General features: G+C 41.5%; 12 protein-coding genes and 1 rRNA gene. 3 read left to right on the forward strand and 10 right to left on the reverse strand.

The features are described from left to right. The 3 genes from IEW05_RS16250 to gyrA all read right to left on the reverse strand — a co-directional run. A 16S ribosomal RNA gene (locus IEW05_RS16250) occupies nt 1-242 on the reverse strand; the annotation flags it as partial. 281 nt (nt 243-523) lie between these two features. After that, entirely contained in the window at nt 524-1606 is a 1083-nt protein-coding gene (locus IEW05_RS16255; protein ID WP_188540915.1) for an HD-GYP domain-containing protein, read from the reverse strand. A 273-nt stretch (nt 1607-1879) separates the two neighbouring features. Then, nucleotides 1880-4444, reverse strand: a complete 2565-nt coding sequence (gyrA, locus tag IEW05_RS16260; protein WP_188540916.1) for a DNA gyrase subunit A — start codon at nt 4442-4444, stop codon at nt 1880-1882. A 355-nt stretch (nt 4445-4799) separates the two neighbouring features. On the opposite strand from gyrA, the gene IEW05_RS16265 reads away from it, so the two are divergent. Continuing rightward, nucleotides 4800-5585, forward strand: coding sequence for a YheC/YheD family protein (locus IEW05_RS16265; protein ID WP_229753453.1), 786 nt, complete (start codon nt 4800-4802; stop codon nt 5583-5585). A gap of 78 nt (nt 5586-5663) precedes the next feature. On the opposite strand, the gene IEW05_RS16270 is transcribed toward IEW05_RS16265, so the two are convergent. Then, nucleotides 5664-6329, reverse strand: a complete 666-nt coding sequence (locus IEW05_RS16270; RefSeq protein ID WP_188540918.1) for a bifunctional 4-hydroxy-2-oxoglutarate aldolase/2-dehydro-3-deoxy-phosphogluconate aldolase — start codon at nt 6327-6329, stop codon at nt 5664-5666. 201 nt (nt 6330-6530) lie between these two features. Here IEW05_RS16270 and IEW05_RS16275 point away from each other — a divergent pair, with 201 nt between their 5' ends. Both IEW05_RS16275 and IEW05_RS16280 read left to right on the forward strand, forming a co-directional pair. Further along, complete coding sequence (locus tag IEW05_RS16275) at nt 6531-7487, forward strand: sugar kinase (protein ID WP_268238752.1); 957 nt, start codon at nt 6531-6533, stop codon at nt 7485-7487. 153 nt (nt 7488-7640) lie between these two features. Continuing rightward, complete coding sequence (locus IEW05_RS16280; RefSeq protein ID WP_229753454.1) at nt 7641-7988, forward strand: RidA family protein; 348 nt, start codon at nt 7641-7643, stop codon at nt 7986-7988. A gap of 80 nt (nt 7989-8068) precedes the next feature. On the opposite strand, the gene IEW05_RS16285 is transcribed toward IEW05_RS16280, so the two are convergent. The 6 genes from IEW05_RS16285 to dnaN form a co-directional block, all read right to left on the reverse strand. Beyond that, entirely contained in the window at nt 8069-9085 is a 1017-nt protein-coding gene (locus IEW05_RS16285; protein ID WP_188540920.1) for a LacI family DNA-binding transcriptional regulator, read from the reverse strand. Between the two features lie 143 nt (nt 9086-9228). Further along, nucleotides 9229-11139 (reverse strand): DNA topoisomerase (ATP-hydrolyzing) subunit B, encoded by a 1911-nt coding sequence (gyrB, locus tag IEW05_RS16290; protein ID WP_188541456.1) that lies wholly within the window; start codon nt 11137-11139, stop codon nt 9229-9231. A 49-nt stretch (nt 11140-11188) separates the two neighbouring features. Further along, a complete protein-coding gene (gene remB / locus IEW05_RS16295) occupies nt 11189-11437 on the reverse strand; it encodes an extracellular matrix regulator RemB (protein ID WP_188540921.1) in 249 nt (82 codons plus the stop codon). Nucleotides 11438-11452: 15 nt separating this feature from the next. After that, nucleotides 11453-12565 carry a DNA replication/repair protein RecF gene (recF, locus tag IEW05_RS16300; protein ID WP_188540922.1) on the reverse strand — a complete coding sequence of 371 codons (1113 nt, stop codon included), beginning with the start codon at nt 12563-12565 and terminating at the stop codon, nt 11453-11455. 49 nt (nt 12566-12614) lie between these two features. Beyond that, nucleotides 12615-12830 (reverse strand): S4 domain-containing protein YaaA, encoded by a 216-nt coding sequence (gene yaaA / locus IEW05_RS16305; RefSeq protein WP_188540923.1) that lies wholly within the window; start codon nt 12828-12830, stop codon nt 12615-12617. A gap of 52 nt (nt 12831-12882) precedes the next feature. After that, the gene (gene dnaN, locus IEW05_RS16310; protein ID WP_188540924.1) at nt 12883-14025 is read right to left on the reverse strand and encodes a DNA polymerase III subunit beta; all 1143 of its coding nucleotides are present in this window, start codon (nt 14023-14025) and stop codon (nt 12883-12885) included. Nucleotides 14026-14244: the final 219 nt, after the last annotated feature.

Consider the following 14244-nt stretch of genomic DNA (forward strand, 5'->3'; position numbering starts at 1 on the left):
CCCATCCGTAAGTGGTAGATTGCTCCACCTTTCATTATTCCACCATGCGGTGAAATAAATTATCCGGTATTAGCTACCGTTTCCGGTAGTTATCCCAGTCTTACAGGCAGGTTGCCTACGTGTTACTCACCCGTCCGCCGCTAAGCATCAGAGGTGCAAGCACCTCATCAACTCCGCTCGACTTGCATGTATTAGGCACGCCGCCAGCGTTCGTCCTGAGCCAGGATCAAACTCTCCATAAAAGAAAAGATGATTGTGCTCATTTTGAAACTGACGAGAATAATAATTCTCTATTTTTGAATTTCACTTTCGTGAATTTCACTCACTCGTTGTTCAGTTTTCAAAGATCAACTTCGTTTTCGTTGCCGTTCAATGTCTCAGCAGCAACTCTTATAATATATCATGTGCTGTCGAATAATGCAAGAGTTTCTTTTAAAATTAATTATTTCTAATTTTCGTTAACTCAACTTCATCTTTCAGCAGCAAATAACACTATACCCTATCTTCTATACTAAAAGCAACCCTAGGACAAGACTTCTTCAATATGAAGCCCTTTTTCCTGAATCAGGTTAACAATTTGTCCTTTCACAGATACCATCGGTCGTGTAGGATGATTTCGGTCGGAGAAGACAATCTCCCCTATATTATCATTGCTAAGACGCACTCTCATTCCATTGTGGAACTGTGTTACCTTATCAATAAATGTCTGAACAACACCTGGATCTAACTTACCAAATGCCTCCGACTTGATTTGTTCTAACACTAAATAAGGAGATTTGGCCTTACGATATCTTCTATTCAGCGTCATAGCATGAAATATGTCGGCAATTGCTACAATTCTCGCATAGATATGGATCTTCTCCTCCGTAAGATGAAATGGATACCCCGTGCCGTCCATCTTCTCATGATGCTGTAGAGCTGTTAGACGCACCCCCTCGTTGACTGCTGCAGTCTTACGAAGCAACTGGTAACCATAAGTCGTATGCATGCGCATTTCCTCTAACTCGGCCCCAGAGAGCATATTGGGATTGTGGAGAATAGTAGAATCTATTTTGGTGTTACCAATATCATGTAACAACCCGGCAAAAGCCACTTGCATCCAGTCCTTTTGAGGCAGTCCGTGCCACTTAGCCAATAAATAGGATGTAAGAGATGAGAGAATTGCATTATGGTATATATAATCGTATTCGTTCATATTACGTGGAGTAAACGTCAAGACTTTATAAAATTTCAAATTCTTAATTAAAGCTTCCAATTGGTGACGCAATTCATAAATTGGAAGTTCAGACGCTAGAACAGATTGAAATGCATTCTTTAATAAAGAGAGCATCCGGTCATACTCCTGATAGAGTAGATCAGTTGTGGCTGCCTCCGTTGAAGAACCCCCAGTTTGAGTACCAACCCGTTTTATTTTTGCCGTTTCCCCCATAGAAGTATTATGTATTTCCTCTACAGCAACCTGTTGAATCATAAAGGCGCGTAGAATCTCTAAGTCTCTTGGCAGCAGTACCTTCCCTTTTGGCATCAGACGAGCTCCAAGTGAAGTATGTACGTCATCTATAATCTTCATTCCGATTTTTAAATCCGATACAGGGAAAATAGCCATTATACATTCTCTCCTCCAATTAAATACTGTAGGGTGCGTTCCCTATACACTATAGACGTAACAACCGAACGACTATTTCCATTATATTACGACAATATATTCACAACAATCCTTCTTTTAATACCTATTTCATTCATCATACCAATTAAATACAAATATATTGTCCTACTTTGGAAATGTAGCTCATATTTCATTATAAAAAAGTGGACTTCCAACAAGGGAAGTCCACTTCACTCAAGTAAATACCGCAATTTGCAGTGTTAGCTTTATCAATTATTCTTCAGATTCTGATGAAGATTCCGATTCAGACCCTGATTCATCAGTCTCTTGAACGAAATCTCCTTGGTCAGAGGCGCCCTCTGGGGTAGATTCAATAAACCCTTCCCCTGATTCTTCACCTAAATCCTCAGAATCTTCATTCTTATCCGAACGACATACCGTCGCTACAGAATCATCCTCACGGATATTGATCAGTTTCACACCTTGTGTATAACGACCCATGGTGGAGATTCCCTCCATGCTCGTACGGATCAGTGTTCCGCTGCTCGTAATAATCATCAAATCCTCATCGTCCTTGACGACCTTCAGGCCAACCACCGGACCGTTCTTGTCGGTAACATTAATGGTCTTAATCCCTTTACCGCCACGGCCTTGGATACGATAATCTGAGACTGGAGTCCGTTTGCCGTAACCTTTGGTGGTTACGATCAGGACATCCTGGTCCGGAACTACAATTTCCATTCCGATCAGTTCATCATCTTCGGATAAGGTAATACCTTTGACACCGGTAGCCGCTCTTCCCATCGAACGTACATCACTCTCAGGGAAACGAATCGACATACCTTGCGCCGTACCCATAATCAATTCTTGCTGTCCATCCGTCAATCTTACATCAATTAATGTATCATCTTCCCGTAGGTTTACGGCAATCAGACCGCCTTTGCGGATATTAATGTAATCTTCGATCGGTGTCTTCTTAACGACCCCTTGACGGGTAGCAAAGAATAGATATTTATCCTCATCGAACTTCTCTACCGGAACAACTGCATTCACAGTTTCACCTTGTTCGATTTGAATTAAGTTAATAATTGGCGTCCCACGTGCCGTACGGCCCAATTCAGGGATCTCATAGGCTTTGAGACGATATGCTTTCCCGCGATCGGTAAAGAACATCAAATAGTGGTGAGAATTCGTTACAAACAGATGCTCTACGAAATCATTATCTTTCGTATCCATCCCTACGACACCTCGGCCACCACGCTTCTGACTGCGGTATGTCGTTACTGGTAGACGCTTGATATAACCCGTATGAGTAATCGTGATCACGACTTCCTCTTGTGGAATCAAGTCTTCATCCAGAATGCTATCTTCACCCACTGTGATCTCAGTACGGCGAGCATCAGCAAACCGCTCGCGAATCTCCTGAAGTTCCTCACTAATAATTTGCAGTACCAGTGATTCGTTAGCCAGGATTTCCCGATACTCAGCAATTTTCTGCAGAAGCTCGTTATATTCGCTCTCAATCTTCTCACGTTCTAACCCTGTTAATCGTTGTAGACGCATATCAAGAATAGCCTGAGCTTGCTCCAGACTTAGTCCAAAGCGTTCCATCAATCCATTTCGAGCAATTTCTGCTGTCTGTGAACCGCGGATTAATGCAATAACTTCGTCCAAATGATCCAGTGCAATACGTAGACCCTCTAAAATATGAGCCCGCGCCTCAGCTTTTTTGAGATCAAACTCCGTACGACGACGGATAACTTCGATTTGATGTTGTAAATAGTGATAGAGAACTTCCTTCAACGTCAAGATTTTCGGTTGATTATTAACAATAGCTAGCATGTTAATACCGAATGTGCTCTGAAGCGCTGTATGCTTGTACAAATTGTTCAGCACAACACTTGGATTCACATCTCGACGCAGCTCAATCACTACCCGCATCCCAGTACGGTCTGATTCATCGCGCAAATCGGTAATACCTTCGATTCTCTTCTCACGAACCAATTCCGCAATCTTCTCAACCAAACGCGCTTTATTCACTTGATAAGGTAGCTCGTAAACAATAATGCGAGCTTTATTGTTGTTCTCTTCGATAATTGCCTTCGCCCGCATTGTAACCGAGCCACGGCCCGTGGTATAAGCTTGACGAATACCTGAACGCCCGATGACATAACCAGCAGTCGGGAAGTCCGGACCTTGGATATAATCCATTAGCTCTAGCGAAGTGATCTCAGGGTTCTCAATTAACGCTTGTACACCATCGATGACTTCTCCCAAATTGTGAGGTGGGATATTCGTTGCCATCCCAACCGCGATTCCGGATACACCATTTACAAGCAAGTTTGGATACCGCGCCGGTAATACGACAGGCTCATGTTCTTCACCATCGTAGTTCGGCATGAAATCAACGGTTTCTTTATTAATATCACGAAGCATTTCCATAGCTATCTTGGACAGCCGAGCTTCTGTATAACGCATTGCTGCTGCGAAGTCGCCGTCGATCGAACCAAAGTTACCATGTCCGTCTACAAGCATATTTCGCATAGAGAAATCCTGGGCCATACGAACCATCGTTTCATAAACTGCCGAATCTCCGTGAGGGTGGTACTTACCAATAACTTCACCGACGATTCTCGCCGATTTCTTATATGGCTTATCCGGATACATACCCAGTTCCGACATCGCGAACAAAATACGCCGATGCACCGGCTTCAGTCCATCCCTTACATCCGGCAAAGCACGACTGACAATAATGCTCATCGCATAATCCATAAAGGATTCGCGCATTTCTACACCAATGTCCCGATCTGTGATTTGCGAGAATTTTTCTTCCGCCATGCTGGACCTCCTTAAATATCTATCCAAACGCCTATATGTATGGGAGAAAACCTAAAAATAAGGCACATATATAGGAAAACCACCAACGTCTATTATATTACTTTCACAAATCAAGCACAATTAAACGTGGTTCCTTCCTACCCTTTCCCAGAGAACAACAAAAAAATAGGGATGTGTCCACTCCCATTGCAATGTATGTTCATACACTACGAATATAGGCATTTTCTTTAAACGTCAAAAAACTTATAAAATCCTCATATCTTATAATTATATCATTGAAAATCTCTTCTGTCCTATGTTTTTCATACTCCAAAGAAAATGTACTACGAAGATTTTGGAAAGGAAGGGACTGAACTTGACGATTCAACGAGTAGCGAGCAAATGGGAAAAAACGAGAATTATAAAACAAAAGGAACTGCTCACACACTATATCCCTGAAACACGCAAGTATTCTTTGGATCACCTAAAAAATATGTTACTCACACATGAGATCGTTTACTTAAAACCAGATCGGGGAACGTATGGTATCGGCGTAATGAGTGTGGAGAACTGGAAGGATGAATTATCCTCGGATAGTCCTCAGCAGTTCAAATTCAGACACGGAATTCAAAGCCAAGTGTACCCTACGATTGAAGAACTTCATGCCGTACTTGTAGATAAAATAGGCAAAAGAGAATACCTAATTCAAAAAGGAATCACGATGCTTACGTACAGAAGGCGAAAATTTGATATTCGTGCCTTAGTACAAAAAACTCCGCAAGGAAACTGGGAGACAACTGGCTTCATCGCTCGTGTTGCCGCCCCAAACAAGATCATTACGAACCATCATGGTGGGGGCACCATTCAGCCTATAGAAGATATGCTTGGTTTTTATCTTGCACCAAAGGAATTTGCCGATCTTTACAAAGAAATGAAACTGGTTGGTGTCCAAGTAGCCGCTCAGTTAAATCGCAAACTACCAAATCTCAAAGAAATTGGCCTCGACATCGCAATAGATGAGCAATTTCATATCTGGATATTGGAAGTTAATACACTACCCGCTCTCTATCCGTTTAAAATTTTACGAGACAAAACTATTTATAAAAAAATTCGCCGATATGCCATCGCTTATGGACGATTAAAGGCAACCTCCAATCAATGAACTACTCTATCCCTAAATAAGTATGAGTTTCCATAAATAAAAGCCGCAGCTACCTGCTACGGCTTTGTTTATTTCGCACTATTTTGTCAGTGACCATTGAGTATCTGTTTGAGTTACCTCTTTAAATTTCGTTACATATTTAGCAGCTAACTCGGTAACTAGATCATACCGACCATCTTTGGCCGGGGCAGTCAGATTTCCGCCAATCCCCACTGCGATACACCCATTCTTAATCCATTGCCCCATATTATCCAAATCGACTCCACCCGTAGGCATGATGTTCACATGTGGCATAGGGCCTTTAACTGCCTTAACGAAGTCAGGTCCAAAGGCGCTACCAGGGAATAGTTTCAGCACATCTACCCCTAATTTCAAAGCATCTTTCATTTCATTCAGTGTCATGCAGCCAGGCATATAAGGTACCCCGTAAAGGTTACACATCTTAGCTGTCTCCACCTCAAAGGAAGGACTTACTACAAATTCAGCACCTGCCATAATAGCAATTCTAGCCGTCAGTGGATCCAGAACTGTACCCGCACCGATCACTGCTTGCCCTGCAAACTTCTGAACCAACTCTTCAATCACTTGATCAGCATGTGGTGTAGTAAAGGTCACTTCAATATTGTTCAATCCACCTGCTATGCAGGCTTCTGACATTTTAACAGCTACTTCCGGAGTATCAGCCCTGATCACAGCCACAACGCCGACAGAGGTAATATTCTGCAGTACTTTGATTTTTTTCATGTTAGCACCCTTCCTTATTGGGGGATTATTATAAAATAAAATAATTTACTAAACATATGTAAAACAATATACTGAAATAGTAATTAATTATCTGATTTAAGTCAATAGTTTCCTTAAAACAATTGAACTAAACCGATTTATATGATAATTTCTTTTTATAATCTATCATTACGAAGAACAATCCTTTAAGGAGGAACAAATGTGGACACCAAGAAACTGGATGTAGTTACTTTTGGCGAACCAATGACTATGTTTTATGCAAATGAGGAGGGACCTTTGCACGAAGTGCGATCCTTCTCCAAAGCCTTGGCGGGCGCAGAATCAAATGTAGCTACCGGATTATCACGTTTGGGACACACCACCGGGCTCGTTACAAAACTAGGTAAAGATAATTTTGGTGAATTCATCGAATCCTCGTTGAAATATGAAGGTATCGATACGGGGAGTATTTTTTATTCTCAGGAACATTCAACGGGGATGCTAATCAAATCTAAAGTGACTACGGGTGATCCACAGGTTGAGTATTTCCGTAAAAATTCAGCGGCCTCCACATTAAGTCTTGCTGACTTTAATGGATCTTATTTTGAATCTGCAAATCATATGCATGTAACGAGTATTTCATCTGCATTATCAAGCGATTGCCATGAATTTGCTCTTTATGCTATGGATTACATGCATCGCTGTGGAAAAACGGTATCTTTTGATCCCAATCTACGTCCTGCCCTTTGGCCTGATACCCAAACTATGATTCAGACGATCAATCATTTAGCTACTCTATCTGATTGGTTCCTCCCAGGGATTAACGAGGGAAAAATTCTTACGGGGTACACAACACCAGAGGAAATCGCCTCCTTCTATTTGGAGCGTGGCCCTTCACTTGTCGTTATTAAATTAGGACCTGAGGGTGCGTATTATAAATCAGCAGAACAGGAAGGTTATGTGACTGGTTTCAAAGTCGATAAAGTCATTGATACCGTAGGTGCAGGGGATGGGTTTGCAGTAGGCGTAATTAGTGCACTTTTGGAGAATCTAGCTCTAGATCAAGCCGTCAGACGGGGTAATGCTATTGGAGCTCTAGCTGTTATGTCTCCTGGAGATATGGATGGATTACCTACTCGTGAAATACTTGAAAAATTCATGAATCAAGCAGCTAAATAAGTACCACATCATTCACTCTAAAAATGGCGCACAAACTGACAACAGTTTGGGGCGTCATTTTGTTTCCAAGTTTAGTAAATATATATTGTCATACAGGAACATTTGTTCTATTATTTAAAATAAGAATACTAATTTGAAGGAGATGCTACTTTGGTGAATCGAATCACAACACCATTCAGTTATTCATCGGCAGTTATAGCGGGGGATTATGTATTTTTAGGATTACATAGAGGGTTTGGTGAAACCTTCACTCAACAGATGCATGACACCTTTGGCCATCTACAAAAGACACTGCTTCAATGCAATGCTTCATTGGATCAAGTCGTGAAGGTTAACGTGTATCTTAAGGACATAAAAGATTTACCCGAAATGGAAAAGGTATTTTGTGATTATTTTGAAACAGATAAATTTCCAGCCAGAATGACCTCAACAACTGAGTTTTTTGATGCTGATTGCCTTATGATGATTGATGGAGTAGCCTATAATCCAAAATCGGAATAATTAAGAAAAGTGCCGAAGATACAGTCAGATTTGCTGTACTTTCGGCATTTTTTTATAGCATTCAATCGTGGAGCGAGTTGTCATTTATTATCCTTAACAGACTTGCCTTGTCTTAAAGTAGGCGGAAAACGATACGTTATGGGAACTGATTCTCCACTCTCTTCAATACAGGAAAGAATGATTTTAGCAGCCTGCATTCCCATTTCATAGGCAGGTTGAGTAATCGTCGTAATGACTGGATTGTAGATATGGGCAAATTCAGCATCATCAATCCCGATCACGGATAAGTCCTCTGGAATACGAAGAGATGAATGATTCGCGAATTTTAATATTTCCGCCAGAACGATATCGTTGCTAGCTAATATCGCAGTTGGTGGTTTAGGTAGCTCCAGCAAATTTTTCAAAACCGATGCAATTTCATCTCTAGTAGCGCTGCATATATACTGCTCGTTAATGGGAAGCTGATATTCCTCCATCGCCCTCTTATATCCACTGAGTCTTTCCTTACGCGGTGTAATACCGTTAACTCCAATAGGCAGTGATAACCAGGCAATTCGTTCATGGTGATGTTGTACCAGTTCTTGAATAGCCATCTTAGCCGCCATTTCATTATCCAGGAGTAGGCTTTGCGTCATAATACCATCAACAAGCCGATCCAGAAATACAAGCGGATAATTATTATCAATCAATCTGTTATATGCTGAAGTATTGGTTCCCGTTGGAAATACAATCAAACCGTCCACCTGGCGAGCAGCCAACATCTCAATATATTTACTCTCTTTGTCCGGATTCTCATCAGCATTACAGATAATGACCTGAATTCCCGAGTTCTGCAGCTCATTCTCGATCGCTCTAATACACTGAATTGATAGAGAATAATCAATATTGGCTACAATGATGCCCACCATATAGGAACGATTTTGCTTTAACCCTTTAGCTAGCCCATTAGGCTGATAATTCAGCTCCTCAATCACTTGGGCGATCTTCTGTTTCGTTGCTTCACTCATATATTTATATCTTTTATTCAAATATTGCGAGACAGTACTTTTAGATACCCCTGCTCTTTGTGCCACATCTTCAATGGTTAACTTTTTCATATCGTCTTCTCCACTCTTTATTGTTACAGGAAAAAAATCAGTTTATCAAAAAAAGTATACCTTCTTTTTAGTAAAAATAACATTCATCCTATGTAAATAAAAAATACCGTCATCTGAGATGACGGCATTATAAGTTGTATCTTTTAGATATCCAAGTTCTTAACATACTGTGCATGTTCATGGATGAAGTCACGACGTGGTTCTACATTATCGCCCATGAGTGTATCAAAGATGGTATCCGCTAGCATTGCGTCAGAGATCGAAACCTGTTGCATCGTACGGCTCTCTGGATCCATCGTCGTTTCCCACAGTTGAGAAGCATTCATCTCACCCAAACCTTTGTAACGTTGGATGTTAAACTTCGCATTCTCTCCAAATTCAGCGATAATCTCATCACGTTCCTTCTCGGAACCGGCATAACGAATCACTTTATTACGTTCCACTTTGAAGAGTGGTGGTTGTGCGATATAAATATAACCTGCTTCGATAATCTTACGCATGTAGCGGAAGAAGAAGGTCAATAGTAGTGTACGAATATGTGCTCCATCGACATCGGCATCGGTCATCAAAATAACTTTGTGATACCGCGCCTTGGAAATATCAAACTCTTCGCCAATCCCTGTACCAAGCGCCGTAATAATAGCCCGAATCTCCGCGTTGCCGAGGATACGATCAAGGCGCGCTTTCTCTACGTTTAGGATCTTACCACGCAAAGGCAGAATCGCTTGGAAATGACGATCACGTCCCTGTTTAGCGGACCCTCCTGCGGAGTCACCTTCGACGATGTATAATTCACTGATCGAAGCATCCTTGGATGAACAGTCAGCCAGTTTACCTGGCAGAGCACTTACTTCTAGCGCACTCTTACGTCGCGTTAATTCACGTGCTTTACGAGCAGCTTCTCGTGCCCGTGATGCTTGCAGACCTTTGTCCAAAATTCGCCGTGATACAGCTGGATTCTCTTCCATAAATTCCTGAAGTTTCTCCGCAAATAGTGATTCCACAATACCACGAACTTCACTGTTGCCCAGCTTCGTTTTCGTTTGACCCTCAAATTGTGGTTCTGGAATTTTCACCGAAATAATCGCTGTTAATCCTTCACGCACATCATCACCAGTCAAATTGGAATCATTATCTTTGATCAGACCATTCTTACGAGCGTAATCATTAATGATCCGAGTCAAAGCACTCTTGAATCCAGATTCATGTGTTCCGCCCTCATGCGTATTAATATTGTTCGCAAAGGAGAAAATATTCTCCGTATAGCTATCGTTATATTGCAAAGCAACTTCGATTTGAATCATGTCACGTTGACCTTCAACATAAATCGGCTGTTCATGAAGTGCTTCTCTATTCTGATTCAAGTACTTCACATATTCTTTTATACCGCCTTCGTAATGGAACACATCAGAAGCTCCTGTGCGTTCATCGGTTAGGCTCATGTTAATTCCTTTGTTCAAGAAAGCAAGCTCACGAATACGGGTCAACAATGTATTGTAATCATAAACGGTAGTTTCCGTAAAAATCTCCGGATCCGGATGGAAAGTTGTTTTGGTTCCTGTTTCTTCTGTATCTCCGATTACCCGCAGATCATATTGCGGTGCACCCCGACGATATTCTTGTTGATGAATATGCCCTTCACGCTTAACTTCAACAACCAGTTTCTCCGACAAGGCATTAACTACGGACACACCTACCCCATGAAGACCACCGGATACTTTGTATCCTCCACCGCCGAATTTACCGCCGGCATGAAGAACTGTCATAACAACCTCAAGGGCTGGACGTTTCAATTTAGCTTGTACACCTACTGGAATACCACGACCATTATCAATAACAGTTACACTGTTATCTTGATGCACAATCACATCAATTTTAGTTGCAAAGCCAGCTAGTGCTTCGTCAATACTATTGTCCACGACTTCCCAGACCAAATGGTGTAGCCCACGAGCGCTGGTAGAACCAATATACATCCCAGGCCGTTTGCGAACAGCTTCCAAACCTTCTAGTACCTGTATCTGACTCTCATCATACGATTGTTCGTTCATAGACATGCCTTCACCTACTTCTATAGATTCCATTCCCTATGATCTCATAGGGCGGTTAGACAGCAAAAATTATGTTAGCTTTTTTCTTCAGTGTTGCAGAGGAAATGGGTGAGTAATATACCATATTCTTGGTCACGACAATGGATTTTGCTTCTTCCTCTCCGATTCGCACCAGGTTCTTCTCTTGTAGCGCATGAGTTACAAACTGTTTGGAAACCTTGGATGATTTCTCGATGGAGATATCAAAAATTGCGATCAGTTCTGAGGAGAAAATAACCCTTTCCCCGCCCAAATGAATATACATCTCTATCCTCCGCCCTTATAAATTGATCTGCCCATCCTGGACATGAAAAATGATAGCGTCCTTAAGTCGACTCGCATTGATGCTCTCAATTCCCGTAGCCGTAATGAACGTCTGCACTTTGCTCTGGAATGTCTCAATCAGTTGTGTTTGGCGGTAAGGATCCAATTCAGACAACACGTCATCGAGCAGAAGAATAGGATATTCTCCGATCTCCTCGTGAATGAGTTCAATCTCCGCCAATTTTAGTGATAACGCTGTTGTCCGCTGCTGCCCCTGCGACCCATATACATGCACTTCATTGTCATTGATATGAAAAGCCAAATCGTCACGATGCGGTCCAGAGAGCGTCATTCCGCGGCGAACTTCCTGATCTTTCATTTGTGATAACTTTATCATAAATTGCTGCAATAAAACAGCTTCATCTTCTTCCTCAGCCTCACCGAACGAAGGAACATAGGATAACCTGAGTCTTTCCTCGCCTCTTGTAATGCCTTCATGGATCTGTTCTGCCCACTTTTGCAGCTTTCTTATAAATTGTTTCCTTTTCTTGATAATTTTAACGCCATGCTCTACAAGTTGTTCATTCCATATCTCCAGCATGGTCCCCATTTCGGGCCCAGCACCCCATGACTGCTTCAACAAATTGTTACGTTGTACGAGTACTTTCTGGTATTGCTGAAGGTGGAATAAATAACTGGGCTGCACCTGACCGATCTCCATATCAAGAAAACGCCGTCTTATTCCAGGCGTCCCTTTGACGATTTCGAGGTCTTCCGGAGCGAACATGACGGCGTTGAGAGATCCGATAAAGTTACTTAATTTCCGTTGTTCAAGTCCATTTATCTTCGCTTTCTTCCCTTGACTCGATAGCCGCAGTTCCAATCCTACCGTGCCGTATTTTTTTTCCACTTCCGTGGTCACAATCGCATGATCGCTCCCAAAGGAAATCAGTTCCTTATCTTTGGCCGTTCGATGAGATTTAGTCAATGCCATAACAAACAGAGCTTCGACCAAATTGGTCTTCCCCTGGGCATTACGACCAATGATCAAATTCACGTTCCCGAAGGAATTTAGAGTGAGCGCATCATAATTTCGATAATGCTGAAGTGATAAATTCTTTACAAACACGACGACTCTAGCCCCCTCATTTCCCGCTGAAATCTAGGTTCAGGGTGCCTTACTTAGCAATGACTTGAAAAGAACCACATTGATCCACATCTACGATATCACCGGGATATAATTTGCGACCCCGGCGGTCTTCTGGCTCTTGGTTTACTTTCACCGCTTCTTCCTGCAAAAGCGCTTTGGCCATTCCTCCGGTAGAAACACAATCAGCCAATTTCAAAAATTGATCCAGCTTAATATAAGGTGTTGATATCGCAATCGTCTTCATAAGTTACACTTGTCCCTTCTAGTGACTATTTCCAGATTATCTTTGCTGCCAATTAATTCGTTGTCCGGTATGGCAAAATGAGGTACAAACTTTGACTATCATCAACCGGTTTAATAATGATCGGACTCATTGCTCCAGTAAAGCCAATGTGTAATTGTTCACTTTCCACAGCCTTCAGTACATCAAGCATATATTTAGAGTTAAAAGAAATTCGAATAGGATCCCCTGTAAAATGAGCCACTTCCAATTGCTCGGTTACTTTTCCTAATTCCGAAGAACTAGATGAAATTTCAATCGAGCCATCCTCCATCGTTTGCAGACGAACAATGTTAGTTTTCTCTTCACGTGATAACAAATAAGCACGGTCTATGGAGTCACTTAATTTTTTGGTATCAAGGACGAGTTCTGTTTTATAGGTCGTTGGAATAATCTTGGAAGTATCCGGATAAGTTCCGTCTAAAATACGGGAATAGAACAGTACCCGATCAATTTTGAATAACACTTGATTATCGGCTACAACGATATCCACATGTGTATTTTGATCAGGAATGATTTTGCTGAGTTCATTTAGCGTTTTACCGGAGATAACAACATTGCTAAAACGTACATTCTCAGCATTATCTAGTACAGCAATCCGGCTTGCAAGACGGTGGCGGTCCGTTGCGACAAATTTGAAGTTATTGTCACTCAGATTCCATAGAACCCCGGTTAAAATTGGTGATGTTTCATTTGCTGAGATCGAGAATGCGGTACCCTTGATCATATTTCTAAGTAGATCACCAGGAATTGTAACGATTTGATCTTCTTCTATGCTTGGCAATACTGGGAATTCTTCAGGGTCCATCCCCACCATTTGGATATCTGTCGAACCCGAGCGAATGAGGGTTTGGAAGCCATCCATCACTTCCATTTCAATTTCTTGAGAAGGAAGTTTTTTGATAATTTCGACGAAAAATTTAGCAGGCAGAACTACGCTACCTGAGCGTTCTACCTGCACAATTTGCTTATTATTATCTTCAGCTGGAATAAAGGCTTGAATAGAGATATCGGTATCACTAGCTGTTAATGTCATCCCTTGAAAATTTACATCTAGCTTAATTCCCGTCAGAATCGGGATCGTAGTTCTACTTGAGATCGCTTTGGATACGTGCTGGATAGACTCATTTAAATCATGTTTTAAAATTCGGATTTTCATAAATTCAACTCCTAAAAGTTTTATGAAGCATGTGCTTCTGGGATTTAACTTCGTAATAAAACTTACTTCGTAAGCTTCCTCTTAGTTTTATGAAGCATAGGCTTCTGGGGTTAACTTCGTAATAAAACTTTGCTTCTTAAGCAGCAGTCATAAAGTCATAAAATTTACTTCCTCAGCATATTCATAATTCATGAAGCGTTAGCTTCCTCATTTTCATCG

The organism is Paenibacillus segetis, from assembly GCF_014639155.1.
GTDB lineage: Bacteria > Bacillota > Bacilli > Paenibacillales > Paenibacillaceae > Fontibacillus > Fontibacillus segetis.

What these genes read in the sequence shown, in the direction of transcription:
- dnaN (WP_188540924.1), bottom strand. Translation starts at nt 14,025, where the DNA reads ATGAAAATCCGAATTTTAAAACATGATTTAAATGAGTCTATCCAGCAC.
- IEW05_RS16255 (WP_188540915.1), bottom strand. Translation starts at nt 1,606, where the DNA reads ATGGCTATTTTCCCTGTATCGGATTTAAAAATCGGAATGAAGATTATA.
- IEW05_RS16285 (WP_188540920.1), bottom strand. Translation starts at nt 9,085, where the DNA reads ATGAAAAAGTTAACCATTGAAGATGTGGCACAAAGAGCAGGGGTATCT.
- yaaA (WP_188540923.1), bottom strand. Translation starts at nt 12,830, where the DNA reads ATGAAGACGATTGCGATATCAACACCTTATATTAAGCTGGATCAATTT.
- gyrB (WP_188541456.1), bottom strand. Translation starts at nt 11,139, where the DNA reads ATGTCTATGAACGAACAATCGTATGATGAGAGTCAGATACAGGTACTA.
- IEW05_RS16270 (WP_188540918.1), bottom strand. Translation starts at nt 6,329, where the DNA reads ATGAAAAAAATCAAAGTACTGCAGAATATTACCTCTGTCGGCGTTGTG.
- gyrA (WP_188540916.1), bottom strand. Translation starts at nt 4,444, where the DNA reads ATGGCGGAAGAAAAATTCTCGCAAATCACAGATCGGGACATTGGTGTA.
- remB (WP_188540921.1), bottom strand. Translation starts at nt 11,437, where the DNA reads ATGTATATTCATTTGGGCGGGGAAAGGGTTATTTTCTCCTCAGAACTG.